The following is a 14,878-nucleotide window of genomic DNA, read 5'->3' on the forward strand; positions in this document are numbered from 1 at the left end:
GGGCGCCGCGCCGCTCAGCCCGCCAGGAGCTTGGCCTCCTTTTCCGGGGGCAGGCCGACGACCGGGCGGTCCGGGCGCTGGGGGACGATGCCGTGTACCGATTGCAGCCACGTCCAGGTGTCGGCGACGGTTTCCGCGACCGGGCGCACACGCAGGCCGGCGGCCAGTGCCTTGCGGACGTCGCGGCGGTGGATGCTGTCGTAGTCCTCGCCCGGGGGGACCCAGATCGGCAGTTCGATCCAGGGTTCGACGCCGGCGGCCAGGATCGTGTCGGCGTCGGTCCAGCGCAGCTCGGCATCGGAGCCGGTGACCCGCACGCACAGGTCGAGCAGTTCGCCCATGGTGGTGTGGCCGCTCGGACCGATCAGGTTGTAGCCACCGGAGCGGCCCGCCTCGGCGGCGTCCAGGGACCAGGCAGCCAGGTCGCGGGCGTCGATGTACTGCAACTGCGAATCCCGCGGGCCGGGGGCCGGCACCGGGCCGCCGCGGGCGATCCGGTTCAGCCACCACGGGAGTCGGCCGATGTTCTCGCGCGGGCCCAGGATCAGGCCCGCGCGCGCGTGCACGTACCGGTCGCCGAAGGCCTGCTCGACGGCGATCTCGGCGCCGCGCTTGGCCCGGGGGTAGGCCACCTCGCCATCGTCGGGCTCGGCCTCGACCAGCGGGGCCTCCTCGCCGAGCCCGGCGGCTGTCGGGTACTCGTACACCGAGCAACTGGAGATGTAGACGTAGCGCCCGGCCCGGTCGGCCAGCAGGTTCGCCGAGTCGCGGACCACACGCGGGGCGGCGCTCCAGGTGTCCAGGACCACGTCCCACTCGCCGTCGGCCAACGCGGCCAGGCCGCCCTCGGTGGTCCGATCGCCGACCAACGCGCGCACGCCGTCCGGAAGTTCGTATCGACCCCGGTTGAACGCGGTCACCTCCCAGCCGCGGGCGAGCGCCTCGTCGGTGACGGCCCGGCCCACGAACTCGCTGCCACCCAGAATCAGAATTCTCATGATCCGACTCTGCCCGTGCACACCGGTTCGGGGAACCACCTCCGCTGTGGGCGGATTCGCTCTCAGCGTAAGCGGCTCAGCCGACCGCCCCGCGCGGACACGGCCGGCCCGAGTCCTCGCGGCCCGTCGACTCCGCCGCGTCCTGCTCCGCCAGCTCCCGGTCCAACAGCCGCAACAACCGCAGCAGTTCCGCCCGGTCGGCCTCGCCGAGCCGTTCGAACACGGCCGCGCCCGCGCCCTGTCGAATCGCCCGGATCCGGCGCAGCTCGGCCCGCCCCTGCTCGGTCGGCTCGACCAGCGTCGCCCGCCGATCCAGCTCGGAGGTACTGCGCCGGACCAGCCCACGCGCGGCCAGGTCGTCCACCACGGTGGTCGCCGAACGCGGCACGATCTCCAGGCGCGCCGCCAGATCCGCCATCCGCAGCGGCTCCCCGGCGTGCGCGAGCACCTTCATCGCGTGCGCCTGCGCGGGGGTGAGCCCGAGCGGGGCAAGCTCGCGGCCGGCGCGGATCCGGATGCGCTTGGCCAGGCGCATGAACAGTTCGCCGATGGGCGCCGAGCTGGATTCCGGCGAACTCACGCGTGTCACGTCCCGGGTAGCGGGATCCGATCGGATCCGGGTACCCCATTGTCGCCTCAGCCCCGGCTGCCTATTCGGGCGGCTCCCGAGGGACGGCGTGTCCCTCCGCTTCGCTCCGGGCCACACCGTCCAACCTGGCGGCTCCGCCGCTCTCCGCGCTTCGCGCGTCGATCACTTGGGCGGGCCCGAGTCGTGGGCGCTGACGCGCCGAGTGGTGGGACGCGGCTCGGGGGCGGATCGTTCGATCACCGGGGCCGGCCGCACGAAGGGCGTGTCGCGCGGGGCCTGCTCCCGACGCGGGCCGCCCGCGCGCAGCACGACGTCCAGCACCCGGTCGATGTCGGCCGCGTATCCCCCGGACGCCCAGGCCGCGTTGGCCTCCACCACCGCCCAGCCCAGGTCCGTGTCGCCCACGTCCACCACGATCGCCGACGGCAGTTCGGCGCCGGCGGCGGCGAGCACGTCCGCACCGAACGCGAGCGCGTCCCGGCCCTGCGCGCAGGCCCGGATCGGGGCGATGTCCAGGTCGCCCGCCACCGCGTAGCGCGACGCCGCGTGCACGACTCCGTCCAGGCAGAACAGCCGATACTCGGCCCGGAACGTGATCGCCTCGCTGACCAGCACCACCGTGTCCGGGTCCGCCGCGTCGCTGCCGGGCAGCCCGGTGCCGTCCCGGTACACCTTCGCCGCGAACGACTTGTCGTTGGGCGGCTTGACGAACATCGGCCGGCGCAGCGTCCACGCGTGCCCGAGCGTGGTCGCGGTGACCTCCCGCCGGGTCAGCTCGCGCGGCAGGTTCGCCAACCAGTCCTCGGGCGCCTCCAGCAGGCCCAGGTCCAGCTCGCGCGCCAACGCGTCCGCGAACAGGGGGCCCGCGTACAGGTGTGCGCGGGTGCCGACCAGGTCCGCCGGTGCGCGCCAGGTGTGCAGGCGCCGTACCGGCAGGTCGCGGCGGTGCGCGGCGCTCGTCAGGGCCCGGTCGGTGTCGGTGCTGCGTGGGGCGAGGATCAGGACGCGGTCGGGGGTGGTCATGCGGGTCAGGGTGTCGGGTGCGGGTACGGCGGGGCGAGTGTTTTTCCGAATCGGCCACGTGGCATGGTTCGGGCATGCTTCCCCTGGTCCATGCCATTCGTTACGTCACGCCCATGCGTGAGGGTGGTTCGCTGCCCGGGCTCGTCGAGGCCGACGATCTGGGCACCTACGTCGTGAAGTTCCGCAGTGCCGGGCAGGGCCCCAAGGTGCTCGTCGCCGAGGTCGTGGTGGGCGAGCTGGCGCGCCGGCTCGGGTTGCCGGTGCCGGCCCTGGTGCGGGTCGAGGTGGATCCGGTGATCGTGCGCGGCGAGCCGGATCAGGAGGTCCAGGAGCTGGTCCAGGCCAGTGCCGGGCTGAACCTGGGGATGGACTTCCTGCCCGGCTCGGCCGACTTCACCCCCGCCACGTGGGAGCCGGACCCCGAACTGGCGGCGCGCGTGTTGTGGCTGGACGCGTTCACCTCGAATGTGGACCGCTCGTGGCGCAACCCGAACCTGCTGGTGTGGCACGGCCGGTTGTGGCTGATCGACCACGGCGCCGCGCTGTGGTTCCACCACGCGTGGCAGGCCGCCGGTGCCGCCGCGACCCGCCCGTTCGACGCGTCGGACCACGTGCTGGCCGCGCTCGCCGGCCCGGGCCTGGTCAAGGCCGATGCCGAACTGGCGCCGCGGATCACCCGCGAGTTGCTCACCGAGGTGCTCGCCCTGGTCCCGGACGAGTGGCTGGCACCGGGTGACGCCGAACGTGCGCTCGGCCTCGACGATCCGGACGCGCTGCGTGCGGCATACATCGCGCACCTGCTGGCCCGGGCCGCCGCGCCGCGTACCTGGCTGCCGGAGATCACGCCCGAGGTGAGCGCGCGACAGGGTCTCGCGCAGCCGTCGAACCGTCCCGATTGGCTCAGGTGATGGTGATGGTGACCGTGACGACCACGACCACGACCACGCGGCGCGAGTTCTTCGAGTACTCGGTCATCCGTCTGGTACCGCGGGTGGAGCGCGGCGAATGCCTGAACGTCGGCGTCGCGCTGTACAGCCAGGCATTCGGTTTCCTGGGCGCGCGGACCCACGTCGAGCAGTCCAGGCTGTGCGCGCTCGACCCGGAGGCCGATGTCAGCCAGGCCCGAGCGGTGCTGGCCGCATGGGAGTTGGTGTGCGCGGGCAGCGAGGCGGCCGGCGCGCCGGGGGCCGAGCCGGTCGGGCGGCGGTTTCGCTGGCTGACCGCGCCGCGCAGCACGATCGTGCAACCGGGCCCGGTACACGGGGGGTTGACCGCGAATCCGGCCGCGGATCTGGATCGGCTCTTCGATCTCCTGGTGTTGTGACGATGCGGTGAGTCACGATCGGCGCCGTGGGTGCCGACCCGGGTTGCCGGCCGGGTTGTCACCTGCCGCGATCTGTCGGTGGCGGGACCTGCTGCGCTACCGTGCCCAGCACCGGTTCGTGTCTTCCCGGGCCCCGAGGCTGGAGGCGACGATGCTCCGTACGTACGGTCCACAGAGTCGGGGCATGGTGGTCTGCACGCTGGTGCTGCTGACCGTCCTGGGTCTGTACAGCGCGGTCTACGACCCGGTCGCCTGGACGTGGTTGGTGTGGTCGCTGCTGGCCATCGTCACCGGGCTGTTGGTGGCCACCGATCGGGGCGTATGACCGATCGGGGCCGCGCCCGGAGCTCGGCGTGCCGAAGTAGGCCATAGCGCCCATCCGCTGCCCGGCGCCCGCCGAGCCGCCGGGGCCGCCCGCGGCCACCTCCGGAGTGCCCGCGACCGAGGGGATATCGACGGATATCCGCCGCCTCGATCCCCTTTGCGGGGCTGGGTCGGTTACCGGTCGGTTGTCGAGTCTCCACAAGTATTAGGACGTCCTCTTTATCGGTGTCGATACCCGCCCGCCGATCATTCCCTGACAGCGTTGCGGATCAAGTGGCCGACGCGCGAGCGCGAGTGGGTCACCGGTGTCGTGTTTCCACAAGGCTTCGACAGAGCTGGGGTGCGTTTTATGACGCTCGGCAAGACCGATGTGGTGGTGACGGGGATGGGCGCGACCACGCCGTTGGGCGGGGACGTGCCGTCCACGTGGGCGGCCCTCCTCGCGGGCGAGTCGGGAATCGACACCCTGGCGGATCCGTGGGCGGCCGATCTGCCGGTCAAGATCGCCGGGCGCATGCGGGTGTGCCCGGAGACGGTGCTGGACCGGGTTCGGGCCCGACGCCTGGACCGATGTCAGCAGGCCGCCCTGGTGGCGGCGCGCGAGGCGTGGGCGGACGCGGGCGCGCCGACGGTCGAGCCGGAGCGGTTCGCGGTGGTGGTCGGCACCGGCATGGGCGGCGCGATGACGATGCTCGCGCAGCACGACGTGCTGGCCGCGTCCGGGGTGCGCCGGGTGTCGCCGCACACCGTGCCGATGTTGATGCCCAACGGGCCGGCGGCGCAGGTGAGCATGGAGTTCGGCGCGCGGGCCGGTGCGTACACCCCGGTCAGCGCGTGCGCGTCGGGCTCGGAGGCGATCGCCTACGCGCTCGACCTGATCCGGCTCGGTCGCGCCGACGTGGTGATCGCGGGCGGCGCCGAGGCGACGATAGGTCCGCTGCCGATCGCGGGCTTCGCCCAGGCGGGCGCGCTGTCTCGGCACGACGGCGACCCGACCACCGCCTCGCGGCCCTTCGACGCCGGGCGCAGCGGATTCGTGATGAGCGAGGGGGCCGCGCTGCTGGTCCTGGAGCGGGCCGAATTCGCGGCGGCGCGCGGGGCGTTCGTGCACGCGCACCTGGCCGGCGCGGGAGTCACCTCGGACGCCAACCACATCACCGCCGGCTACGGCCCGGGCCAGGTCCGGGCCCTGCGGCTGGCCATGGCCGAGGCGGGGGTCACCGGCGCGGACGTGGACCACATCCAGGCGCACGCGACCTCGACCCCGGCGGGCGACGTCCTGGAGGCGGCCTCGATCACCCAGGCGATCGGTACGCACGCGGCGGTCACCGCGATCAAGTCGATGCTCGGCCACCTGTGCGGCGCGGCCGGCTCGATCGCCGCGGTCGCGGCGGTGTCGGCGGTGCGCGACGGCGTCATCCCGGCCACGATCAACCTCGACTCCCAGGACCCCGACATCGACCTGGACGTGGTCGCCAAGGAATCCCGGGTGGGCCCCGTCAAGGTGGCGGTGGCCAACGCGTTCGGTTTCGGCGGCCACAACGCCGCGTTGGTGTTCACCGCCGCCAACTGACCTTCGGGACACCACAGTCCACCGACCCCGGTCGTCCGCCGCGCAGGCGGTCCGACCGGGGTCGGGTGCGTCCGGATCCGGGCGCGGTGGGCGCCGACGAAAATCGGGTGCGGTGGTGGTAGTTGGTCCACCAGGATGTGGGACGATGACTTTGTCGAGAAACTCATCCGCATCAGCGGAATCAGGAATCTCGCTTGCCTCATTCGTTGCCAGGCTGACAGACATGAAGAGCACGGGGACTACCGTGAGCAGGGGAAAACACACCGACGAGGCCGCCGGCCGGGTCGCGAAGTCCGGTTCGATCGCCGCCTTCGCGCGCTTCGTGGCCTTCGGTGGCGGTACCGGGATCGCGTCCTCGGGGGCGCTGGTCGTGCTGACCGGGACGATGCCGATCGCGGTCGCCAACGCGTTCGTGACCGTGATCTCCACCGTGGCGGCCACCGAGTTGCACAGCCGGTACACCTTCGGCGGCGGCCGGGCCGGATTGCGCGCGCACGGCCAGTCGGCGCTGAGCGCGGTGGTCGCGTATCTGTTCACCACCGCCGCCGTGCTCGGCCTGCACACGGTCGCCCCGGGCGCGGGTGTCCTGGTCCAACAGGGCGTCTACCTGGGCGCGTCCGGCCTGGCCGGGATCGGCCGATTCGCGGTCCTGCGCCTGTTCGTCTTCACCCGCCCCGGCACCCGCCCACGCCCGGTGCGGGCACTCGCCCGCGCCCAGGTCATCGCCGCGGCCTAGCCCCGGGCGCGGCAACTCGGCGGCGGCTCAGCGAGGCTCGAGCGACCACCACTGCGAGGGGTGGTCGGTGTCCTCCCATTGGCGTACGTTCCCGCCCGGTTCGGTGCCGTGGTCGGCGACCTCCAGGAGCAGTCCACTGACGTAGTTGATCAGCGTGACCCGACCCGGCGCATCCGGGTGCTGCTCCAGGATCCACTCCTGCGCGCCGAAATTGTTGGCCCGCCACAGCTGTACGTTGGCCCCGTTCTCCACGGAGGCCCCGCTCACGTCGAGCCGCTTGCCACCGGCGACGTGTTCCAGGTGGTAGACCGCGCCGCCCGGGTGCACGGCGCCGATCCGCCAGTGTTGCGCGGCGGTGCCGTCCTCGACGCCCTGACACACATTGGCCCCGCTGCCGGTCCGGCCTCCCTCGACCTCGAGCACCAGCCCGCTGTGCACGTTGCGCACCACGTACACACCCTCGTCGATACCACCCACGCCGCGCCCCTCGCCACCGTCCACGATCTTGAACCAACCACCCTGGCACGCCCCTCCGACACCTCGCACGCCGGCTACCGCCACGGTCCCGCCGGAGACCCAGGAAGACGACGAGGCCGCGCGTCGGCACATTCAGGCGGGTGACTTCGGCTTCACCGGGTGGACGGACAGCGCCGGCAACTCGGTGATCCGCTGGCCGAATCCGCTGAATCGCCCGAATCCGCCGGGTGAGCCACGCGCAAAATGGCGCCGCCCGCTGCTCCCGTAGCGGACGGCGCCTGATCTGGGGCCGGGTGTGGGCTACTTCCCCGTGTAGTCGACCTGGAGTTCCTTGATGCCGTTGATCCACGCGTGCCGCAGCCGCCGAGGCTCGGCGGCCTTCGTGATGTCGGGCATCGCGTCGGCGATGGCGTTGAACATCAGGTTGATCTCCATCCGGGCCAGCGACGCGCCCAGGCAGAAGTGCGGGCCGCCGCCGCCGAAGCCCAGGTGCGGGTTCGGGTTGCGGGTGATGTCGAACCTGGTCGGGTTCTCGAACACGTCCGCGTCGTAGTTGGCCGAGCTGTAGAAGATGCCGACCCGCTGCCCCGCCTTGATCTCCTGCCCGCCCAGCACGGTGTCCTGCGTCGCGGTGCGCTGGAAGGACATCACCGGCGAGGAGTAGCGCACGATCTCGTCCGCCGCCGTCTCCGGCCGCTCCGCCTTGTACAGCTCCCACTGGTCGGGGTTGTCGAAGAACGCCAGCATCCCGTGGGTGATCGCGTTGCGCGTGGTCTCGTTGCCGGCCACCGCCAACAGCAGTACGAAGAAGCCGAATTCGTCCGAGGACAGGCTGCCGTCGGATTCGGCGGTGATCAGCCGGGTGACGATGTCCTGCGCCGGGCACGCCTTGCGCTCCTCGGCCATCCCCATCGAGTACAACATCAACTCGGCGGCGGCCTGCGCGCCCGCGTCCTGGGACTCGGCGTACTCCGGGTCGTCGTAGCCGAGCATCTTGTTCGACCACTCGAAGATCTTCTTGCGGTCCGCCTGCGGTACGCCGATCAGCTCCGCGATCGCCTGCAACGGCAGCTCACAGGCGACCTCGGTGACGAAGTCGCCGGAGCCCTTGCGCTTGGCGTCGGCGACGATCTGCGCGGCGCGCTCGGTCAGCGCGGCCTGCAGCGCGTTGATCGCCCGGGGGGTGAAGCCGCGCTGGACGATGCTGCGCAGCCGGGTGTGCTCCGGCGGGTCGATGTTGATCATGATGAGCTTCTGCGCATCGATGTTGGACATGTCCATGCCCTCGGCGAATCGGATGATCGCCGTGTTCTTGTTCGTCGAGTAGATCTCCGGCTTGGTGGAGACCTCCTTGACGTCCGCGTGCCGGGTGACCAGCCAGTAGCCGTCGTCGCCGAAGTTGGACACCTCGGGCGTCTGCGGGACCCACACCACCGGGGACGTGCGGCGCAGCTCGGCGAACTCGTCGAGCGGGATGCGCGTGGTGTACAGGTCGGGGTCGGTGGGGTCGAAGCCGTGGTCGAGGACCGGACACGTCATGGTGGAACTCCCGTTGCCGGAGGGTGTGCGAGGTCGCCGCGGGAACCGGCCGGGGACGGGTGCCGGAAAACGCGGTGGTGGTGCCGTGCGGGTGGTGCGATGGGGGTGATTCGATGGGGGTGGTGCGATAAAGCCGGTGCCGTGAAGTTGGTGCGGTGAAGTCGGTGCCGTGCGGTCTGTGTGTCGGTGCTGCCGGTCAGGCTCCGGCGACCGCGCCCGGCGAGCGGCGGCGCGGGCCGAGGAGTTTGCGGACCACGCCGCGCAGGATGCGGCCGAGTTCGTCGTCGGGCAGGTCGGGGAAGGCGGCGACGGCGGAGTAGATGCCGCCCATCGCCACCGCCGTGGACACGCGGTACTCGATCGAGTCGTCGACGTCGTCGAGGACCTCGCGCACCCGCGCGGTGATCGAGGCGAGTCGGGGCTGGATGGCCGGATGGCGTCCGATTGCCACGTCCCGATCGAGGATGACCGCGAGGGTGCGGTATCGGATCAGGAAGTCGACGTAGCCCTCGAACAGCAGACGCTGACGGGCGGTGGTGCCGCGTCTGCTCTCGGCGACCTCCAGCACCCGGTCCAGATCGTTCAGGGCCGGGCGCAGGAGGGCGTCGAGCAGTTCGTCCTTGGTACGGAAGTGGTAGTAGAGGGCCGCCTTGGTCACCCCGACCCGGTCGGCGATGGCCTGCAACGAGGTGCCGGCGAACCCGTGTTCGCCGAACAGTTCCTCTGCCGCCTGGAGCACCCGGTCATAGGTGTCCTCCGGTGCCGGGATCGCCACGGGGCCCCCTTCCTGTTGGCCAAGAAGATACGTCGACCTTTGCCAATCAACAAGGCTGATGGACCGTCAATTTTCATCTCCGTACCGTTGTTCACCCGGAAACCGGCTTGCCGAACGGCCAGGAACGAGGACCCGCCGACTGACGATCGGGTCGGGCCGGGCACCGTGTCCGACCCGATCGGCCCCGGGCACCCGGGCGAACGGGCGGACCGCGCCGGGGTCGCGGCGGTAGGTTGCCGGCATGAGCGACTTCGACGCCCGCATCGAGGCGGAGCGACACCGGTCGGCGCACCCGCCCGGGCCCGACGAGCCGGCCCCGACCGGGCGGCGCGAGGACTGGATGCACGCCATCGCCCGGATCGAGGTACTGCTGGCCGCGACGGCGGAGGAGTTCGAGCGCCGGGGCGTCGCGGCGCTGCCGGTGGTGGCGTTGCCGCCGAGGAAGGGCCTGTTGCGCGCGATCCCGCAACGGGCGGCCGTGATCGACCGGCGCCGGCCGGTGTTGGACCTGTTCTCGCTGGACCGCCAGGGCCGCCCGTTCCTGGAGTCGGGCGCGCTGCGCGCGGAGGAGATCTGGCTGCGGGTGTCGCACCCGGGACGGGCCCACGCGTTGCGGGCCGCACTGCTGCGGGCCGACCTGACGCCGGACACGCTGATCCTGTGTCAGGGACCGGCGATCACCCTGGATCCGGACGAGGCCACGCGTACGGGCCGGGCCGGCGACCGATTCGGCGTCGCGGCCGACGGCGCACTGCTGGTGTATCCGGCGCCGGGTACGGGTGGCGGCGCCCCGGTCCCGCTGGTGGCCGCGTTGGCGGCGGCGGTCGACGGCGGGCGGTGACCGGCGTGCCGTGATCGCGCGCCTGCCAGGCCCGCGTCGGGGACTTCACGTACAGCCCCCGACACGTACCCAAACCCCCGACCACTCCCCGCGCCCACAGAGCGGCCTACAGCGCGGCCCACAGCACGGCCCGCAGCCGCCGGGGCGGGTCCGCAAGCCTCCGCCAAGCCCGTTCAGGTACGCGTGGCCAGCCCGAACACGACCACGTCGAGCAGTCGGGGCAACCGCTCGGGATCGGCCACCGCGCGCTGCTCGTGTGCCCACGCGATCCCGTGGGCCAGGGTGAACAACGCGTCGGTGTCGATGTCCGGCCGGACCTCCCCAGCCGCCTGTGCCCGGGTGAGCAGGTCGGTCCCGGCGGCCCGCATCGCATGGCACGAGGCGTACAACTCGGACGTCTCGTCGGCGAGCGTGCTCATCAACGTCGCGCTCATCCCCCGGAACGTCCCGGCCCCCTCGATCATCAGCCGCAGCCACGTGACCAACGCGTCGCGCGCGGCCGCCGTGTCGCGCAGCGCCCGAGCCCGCGCGGTGAGGTCGTCGTACCGGTCCCGCACCACCGCCTCGACCAGCGCGTCACGGGTGGGGAAATGCCGGTACAGCGTGCCGATCCCGACCTCGGCCCGGCGGGCCACCTCCTCGAGCGAGGCGTCGATCCCGTGCTCGGCGAAGACCACCCGGGCCTGTGCGAGCAGCCGCTCGTAGTTGCGCCGGGCATCGGCGCGCATCGGTCGAGTCATCACTGCCTCTCGCACGGTCGGACGGTCGGACGGTCCGACGTTGTCAAACGGAGCCTGCCTCCATATGGTGATGAAGGCAAACCGGAGGCACCCTCCGAACCAGCCCGGGGCGCAGCCATGCCCAGGTCAGCGTCCCGCCCGCGTCCCCCTCCCTCCCCGTCTCCGTCCCTCCCCGTCCCCGTCCCGTCGCACCCCACCCCCACCCCACCCCAGCAGAAACGGAAGCCGCATCCCATGACGCACGACAAGGCCGCTCTCGGCCGGCTCGGCCTGTGGACCTTCGCCTTCGACGGCCGGCCCTCCGGCGCGGTCCGCGAGGCCGCCGCCGAAATCGAGGAACTCGGCTACGGCGGCCTGTGGTTCGGCGAGGGCATCGGCCGCGAGGCGACCAACCAGGCCCAACTCCTCCTGTCGGCGACCCGTACCCTCCCGATCGCCACCGGCATCGCGATCATGTCCGAGCGCACCCCGCGCCTGATGGCCGCCACCGAACGCACCCTCAACGAGGCGTATCCGGACCGCTTCGTGCTGGGCCTGGGCGGCCACCGCGCCGCCGGCCAGCAGCACCGGGCGGGGATGCCCGAGGCGAACACCGCCCCCGCCGTCGCGACCGTCGGCGCCTACCTGGACGAGATGGACGCCGCCGTCCTGCTCGGCCCCCCGCCCGAGCGCCCCGCCCGCCGGGTGCTGGCCGCCCTGGGCCCCGGCATGCTCGGCCTCGCCGGCCGCCGCACCTGGGGCGCGCACACCTACCTGGTCACCGTCGAGCACACCGCCCTGGCGCGCGCCACGATGGGCCCGGACCCCTATCTGGCGGTCGCCCTCACCGTCGTCCTGTGCTCGGACTCGGCGTCGGACCGGGCCCAGGCCCTGGACGTCACCCGCGGCTTCGTCACCGGCTACCTGGCCGCCCGACACCAGGTGAACAACCTGCGCCGACTCGGCTTCAGCCAGGCCGAACTCGACGGCGCGGGCAACCGCCTGACCGACGCCCTGTTCGCGATCGGCGACACCGACACCATCGCCAAGCGGGTCCGCGAACACCTGGACGCCGGCGCCGACCACGTCTGCCTCCAGGTCCTGACCGCCGACCAGGGCCGCATCCCGCTCACCGAGTGGCGCGAACTGGCCGGACTGGTCGCCGAGTTCGCATAGCCCGCCGGGCGCCTCGAGGAACCGCATCGGGTAGCCGAACCACCCTCGGCCGCCCCGCCGAAACCACCCCGGCCACCCCGGCCACCACGCCCGCCGCACCGCCCACCGCTCACCGCGCCCACCCCGCCGCCCGCCAAACCCCGTCCCCCGCACCCGAGTCGGTGATCGCGTCGGCCAACGACGCGAAGCCGTACGTGCGTTCCGGGTCCCAGTCCGTGCTGCGCAACAACCGCTCCCGCATGCCCGCCCAGCCCGGCGCCGCACCCGCCACCACCCACACGTCCGGCGCCTGCGCGGTCAGCCGCAGCGCCGGACGCAACCAGGACGCGGCCTGCTCCGGCCAGGAGACCACGGCCACCACCTCCCCCGGCCAGGCCGCCGTGAGCGCGTGTGCGGCGGCGGTGGACGCCCGGTCCCGGCCGTGTCCGATCGCCAGTGTCCGACACCCGGCCAACTTGCCCAGCAGTTCGGCGAGTTCGTCCTCGGTGTGCGGCGCGGGCGGGCTACCCCGCCAGCGCGCGTACTCGGCCGGGAGGCATACCGCGCACGGGCGGAACCCGGCGGCGATCGCGTCCACCTCGTCGGCGAAGAACACCCGGGTCCCGACGTAGCCGCCGCGTTCGATCGCCCGCAGCGCGCTGCGGCAGTCCAGGCGCCCGTACAGCCGCCCGTTCGTGGTCCCGCCCAGCGTGCCGGGTATCGCGCTGGGCCGGCGCCGCCCGTCCGCCCCGATCAGCGTGTACACGTCGGTCACGCCGCGTCGTGGAAGACGAGGCCGAGCGTGCGCCGCAGCCCGGAGCGGACCGTGCTGACCCCGTGCCGCATCGGCGCGGCCGACCAACCGCGCGCCGAGCGGATCGGCCGGTCCCGCGTGGTGAAGATCAGCCCGTGGCCCTGCGGCAGGCTGATCGCGGTGCCCCGCGACTGGGCCCGGAAGCGCTGCTCGGCCAGCAGGAACTCGCCGCCCGTGTAGTCGACTCCGGGCTCGTCCAGGCCGATCACCACCTGGAGCGGGAAGACCAGGTCGCCGTACAGGTCCCGATGCAACGCGTTCCAGTCCCCCGGCCCGTAGCGCAGCAGGATCGGTGTCGGCCGTTGTTGGCCCGCCGCATGACACATCGTCAGCCACTCGTCCAGGGTGTCCGGCCAGGGCGCGGGCCGGCCCAGGCGGGCGGCCCACGCACGGGCGATCGGCAGCAGGTGCGGATAACACGACGCGCGCAGCGCGGCGATCGGCTCCGGCACCGGCGCCGCGAAGTAGCGGTACTGGCCCGCCCCGAACCGATGTCGGGCCATCTCGATGGTGGCACGGAAGAGTTCGGGGCGGTCGTACAGCTCGGCGATCTCGCGGCAGGCGTCCGGATCCAGGATCCGGTGGGTCAGCGCATAGCCGAACTCGTCGACCTGCGCCGCGAGTTCCGTGCCGGCCGCCGGTTCGGCGGCGAACAGCGTGTCCACGGCGCTCACCCCAGGCGCGCGGGCAGCGCGCCCTCGTGGTCGAGCAGGTATTCCTTGCGGTCCAGGCCGCCCGCGTAGCCGCGCAGCGTGCCGTCCGCGCCGATCACCCGGTGGCACGGCCGGACCAGGAGCAGCGGGTTGGCGCCGATCGCGCTGCCCACCGCCCGCACGCCGGCGCGCGAGGTGCCCACCCGCTCGGCGATCGCGCCGTAGTTGGTGGTGGTGCCGTACGGGATTTCGTCCAGCGCGGCCCAGATCCGCTCCTGGAACGCCGAGCCGCGCGACGCCAGCGGCAGGTCGAAGTCGCGCAGGTCACCCGCGAAGTAGGCGGTGAGTTGGCGAATCACCTCGGCGAACGGCGCCGCGTCGGCCTGCGAGTCGGCGGGCACGACGGCGCCGCCCCGCTGTCCCGGCACGGACACCGAGGCCAGTGCGAATGTGCCGTCGGGGCGGTCCTCGCCGATCAGCAGCAACTCGCCGAGCGGGCTGTCGAGGGTGGTGTGCACGGTCATCATCGAGTCCTTCGTCGTGGGTGCGGCGATGGGGTGTGTCCCCCGGCCGCGAGGCACCGGTCACAGGTGCTTCCGCTATCCACTGTGCGCGATCGACGGCCGACCGTCCGGCGGGAATCGGACATCGCGTTACGACCGGATCGACGCCCGCCGGACGCGCGTCGACCAGGCGAAAACCCGTCGTGATCGGTTCCTGCTCCGGCAGGATGTATCGATGCTCGAAACGAACCGACTCCTGCTCCGCCGCTGGCTCCCCGAGGACCTGCCCGCGCTCACCGCGCTGAACGCCGATCCGGAGGTGATGCGCTACGTGGGCGATGGCCGACCACGCACCCCCGAGGAGAGCGCCGCCGCCCTGGCGAAGTACGAACTCGACTGGGAATCAAGAGGATTCGGCCTGTTCGCGATCGAACTGCGCGCCCCGGAGCCGGGTCCGGTCGGCGCCCTGGTCGGCTGGGCCGGCCTGGCCGTACCGGAGTTCCTGCCCGAGATCATGCCCGCCGTCGAGATCGGCTGGCGGCTGGCCCGCCCGTACTGGGGCTTCGGCATCGCCACCGAGGCCGCCCGCGAAATCCTCCGCTTCGCCTTCGAGTACGCCCGCCTCCCGCGCCTGGTCGGCATCTGCCACCTCGACAACACCCCGTCGGCCAAGGTCATGGCCAAGCTGGGGATGACCGAGGAGCGCCGCACCACCGTCCCGGCCCACGGCAAGCCGGTCCTGGTCACCGAACTGACCCGAGGTCACTACCTCCGCAACCAGACCTGACCCGGCACCCGCCCGGGCCGGCCGAGTCGGCCCGCCCCGGGCGAAGTC

Annotated in this window: 18 protein-coding genes; 8 read left to right on the plus strand and 10 right to left on the minus strand. The window is 72.4% G+C overall.

What is annotated here, in order from left to right; translation table 11 throughout:
• Nucleotides 1–14: 14 nt before the first annotated feature.
• The 3 genes from ABIA38_RS05765 to ABIA38_RS05775 form a co-directional block, all read right to left on the minus strand.
• Entirely contained in the window at nucleotides 15–998 is a 984-nt protein-coding gene (locus ABIA38_RS05765) for an NAD-dependent epimerase/dehydratase family protein (protein ID WP_424637320.1), read from the minus strand.
• Nucleotides 999–1,074: 76 nt separating this feature from the next.
• Nucleotides 1,075–1,578, minus strand: coding sequence for a MarR family winged helix-turn-helix transcriptional regulator (locus tag ABIA38_RS05770; RefSeq protein WP_424637321.1), 504 nt, complete (start codon nucleotides 1,576–1,578; stop codon nucleotides 1,075–1,077).
• 171 nt (nucleotides 1,579–1,749) lie between these two features.
• Nucleotides 1,750–2,610 carry an ATP-grasp domain-containing protein gene (locus ABIA38_RS05775; RefSeq protein WP_424637322.1) on the minus strand — a complete coding sequence of 287 codons (861 nt, stop codon included), beginning with the start codon at nucleotides 2,608–2,610 and terminating at the stop codon, nucleotides 1,750–1,752.
• A gap of 74 nt (nucleotides 2,611–2,684) precedes the next feature.
• Between ABIA38_RS05775 and ABIA38_RS05780 the strand changes: the two genes are divergently transcribed.
• The 5 genes from ABIA38_RS05780 (at nucleotide 2,685) to ABIA38_RS05800 (ending at nucleotide 6,567) form a co-directional block, all read left to right on the plus strand.
• On the plus strand, nucleotides 2,685–3,518 hold the full coding sequence (locus tag ABIA38_RS05780; protein ID WP_424637323.1) for a HipA family kinase: 834 nt from the start codon (nucleotides 2,685–2,687) through the stop codon (nucleotides 3,516–3,518).
• Between the two features lie 5 nt (nucleotides 3,519–3,523).
• Nucleotides 3,524–3,934, plus strand: coding sequence for a DUF3037 domain-containing protein (locus tag ABIA38_RS05785; protein WP_424637324.1), 411 nt, complete (start codon nucleotides 3,524–3,526; stop codon nucleotides 3,932–3,934).
• Nucleotides 3,935–4,085: 151 nt separating this feature from the next.
• Nucleotides 4,086–4,259, plus strand: coding sequence for a hypothetical protein (locus ABIA38_RS05790; protein ID WP_424637325.1), 174 nt, complete (start codon nucleotides 4,086–4,088; stop codon nucleotides 4,257–4,259).
• Between the two features lie 348 nt (nucleotides 4,260–4,607).
• Entirely contained in the window at nucleotides 4,608–5,831 is a 1,224-nt protein-coding gene (locus tag ABIA38_RS05795) for a beta-ketoacyl-[acyl-carrier-protein] synthase family protein (protein WP_424637326.1), read from the plus strand.
• A 244-nt stretch (nucleotides 5,832–6,075) separates the two neighbouring features.
• The gene (locus ABIA38_RS05800; protein ID WP_424637327.1) at nucleotides 6,076–6,567 is read left to right on the plus strand and encodes a GtrA family protein; all 492 of its coding nucleotides are present in this window, start codon (nucleotides 6,076–6,078) and stop codon (nucleotides 6,565–6,567) included.
• A 27-nt stretch (nucleotides 6,568–6,594) separates the two neighbouring features.
• On the opposite strand, the gene ABIA38_RS05805 is transcribed toward ABIA38_RS05800, so the two are convergent.
• From ABIA38_RS05805 to ABIA38_RS05815, 3 genes are all read right to left on the minus strand, one after another.
• Complete coding sequence (locus tag ABIA38_RS05805; RefSeq protein WP_424637497.1) at nucleotides 6,595–7,044, minus strand: RICIN domain-containing protein; 450 nt, start codon at nucleotides 7,042–7,044, stop codon at nucleotides 6,595–6,597.
• A gap of 300 nt (nucleotides 7,045–7,344) precedes the next feature.
• Entirely contained in the window at nucleotides 7,345–8,583 is a 1,239-nt protein-coding gene (locus ABIA38_RS05810) for a cytochrome P450 (RefSeq protein ID WP_424637328.1), read from the minus strand.
• A gap of 196 nt (nucleotides 8,584–8,779) precedes the next feature.
• Complete coding sequence (locus tag ABIA38_RS05815; RefSeq protein ID WP_424637329.1) at nucleotides 8,780–9,358, minus strand: TetR/AcrR family transcriptional regulator; 579 nt, start codon at nucleotides 9,356–9,358, stop codon at nucleotides 8,780–8,782.
• Nucleotides 9,359–9,599: 241 nt separating this feature from the next.
• Between ABIA38_RS05815 and ABIA38_RS05820 the strand changes: the two genes are divergently transcribed.
• On the plus strand, nucleotides 9,600–10,199 hold the full coding sequence (locus ABIA38_RS05820) for a hypothetical protein (protein WP_424637330.1): 600 nt from the start codon (nucleotides 9,600–9,602) through the stop codon (nucleotides 10,197–10,199).
• 173 nt (nucleotides 10,200–10,372) lie between these two features.
• On the opposite strand, the gene ABIA38_RS05825 is transcribed toward ABIA38_RS05820, so the two are convergent.
• Nucleotides 10,373–10,954 carry a TetR/AcrR family transcriptional regulator gene (locus ABIA38_RS05825; RefSeq protein ID WP_424637331.1) on the minus strand — a complete coding sequence of 194 codons (582 nt, stop codon included), beginning with the start codon at nucleotides 10,952–10,954 and terminating at the stop codon, nucleotides 10,373–10,375.
• A 219-nt stretch (nucleotides 10,955–11,173) separates the two neighbouring features.
• Between ABIA38_RS05825 and ABIA38_RS05830 the strand changes: the two genes are divergently transcribed.
• Nucleotides 11,174–12,094, plus strand: a complete 921-nt coding sequence (locus ABIA38_RS05830; RefSeq protein ID WP_424637332.1) for a TIGR03620 family F420-dependent LLM class oxidoreductase — start codon at nucleotides 11,174–11,176, stop codon at nucleotides 12,092–12,094.
• 109 nt (nucleotides 12,095–12,203) lie between these two features.
• On the opposite strand, the gene ABIA38_RS05835 is transcribed toward ABIA38_RS05830, so the two are convergent.
• From ABIA38_RS05835 to ABIA38_RS05845, 3 genes are read right to left on the minus strand one after another with little or no spacing between them, the layout of a single operon-like run.
• Nucleotides 12,204–12,848, minus strand: a complete 645-nt coding sequence (locus ABIA38_RS05835) for a hypothetical protein (RefSeq protein ID WP_424637333.1) — start codon at nucleotides 12,846–12,848, stop codon at nucleotides 12,204–12,206.
• Nucleotides 12,845–13,561: a 2OG-Fe(II) oxygenase gene (locus ABIA38_RS05840; protein ID WP_424637334.1), complete on the minus strand. Its 717-nt coding sequence runs from the start codon at nucleotides 13,559–13,561 to the stop codon at nucleotides 12,845–12,847. Before ABIA38_RS05840 ends, ABIA38_RS05835 begins: the two co-directional genes overlap by 4 nt.
• On the minus strand, nucleotides 13,558–14,064 hold the full coding sequence (locus ABIA38_RS05845) for a methylated-DNA--[protein]-cysteine S-methyltransferase (protein WP_424637335.1): 507 nt from the start codon (nucleotides 14,062–14,064) through the stop codon (nucleotides 13,558–13,560). Before ABIA38_RS05845 ends, ABIA38_RS05840 begins: the two co-directional genes overlap by 4 nt.
• A gap of 214 nt (nucleotides 14,065–14,278) precedes the next feature.
• On the opposite strand from ABIA38_RS05845, the gene ABIA38_RS05850 reads away from it, so the two are divergent.
• Nucleotides 14,279–14,830 carry a GNAT family N-acetyltransferase gene (locus ABIA38_RS05850; protein ID WP_424637336.1) on the plus strand — a complete coding sequence of 184 codons (552 nt, stop codon included), beginning with the start codon at nucleotides 14,279–14,281 and terminating at the stop codon, nucleotides 14,828–14,830.
• Nucleotides 14,831–14,878: the final 48 nt, after the last annotated feature.

Origin of the sequence: Embleya sp. AB8 (assembly GCF_049739465.1) — a bacterium.
Lineage (GTDB): Bacteria > Actinomycetota > Actinomycetes > Streptomycetales > Streptomycetaceae > Embleya.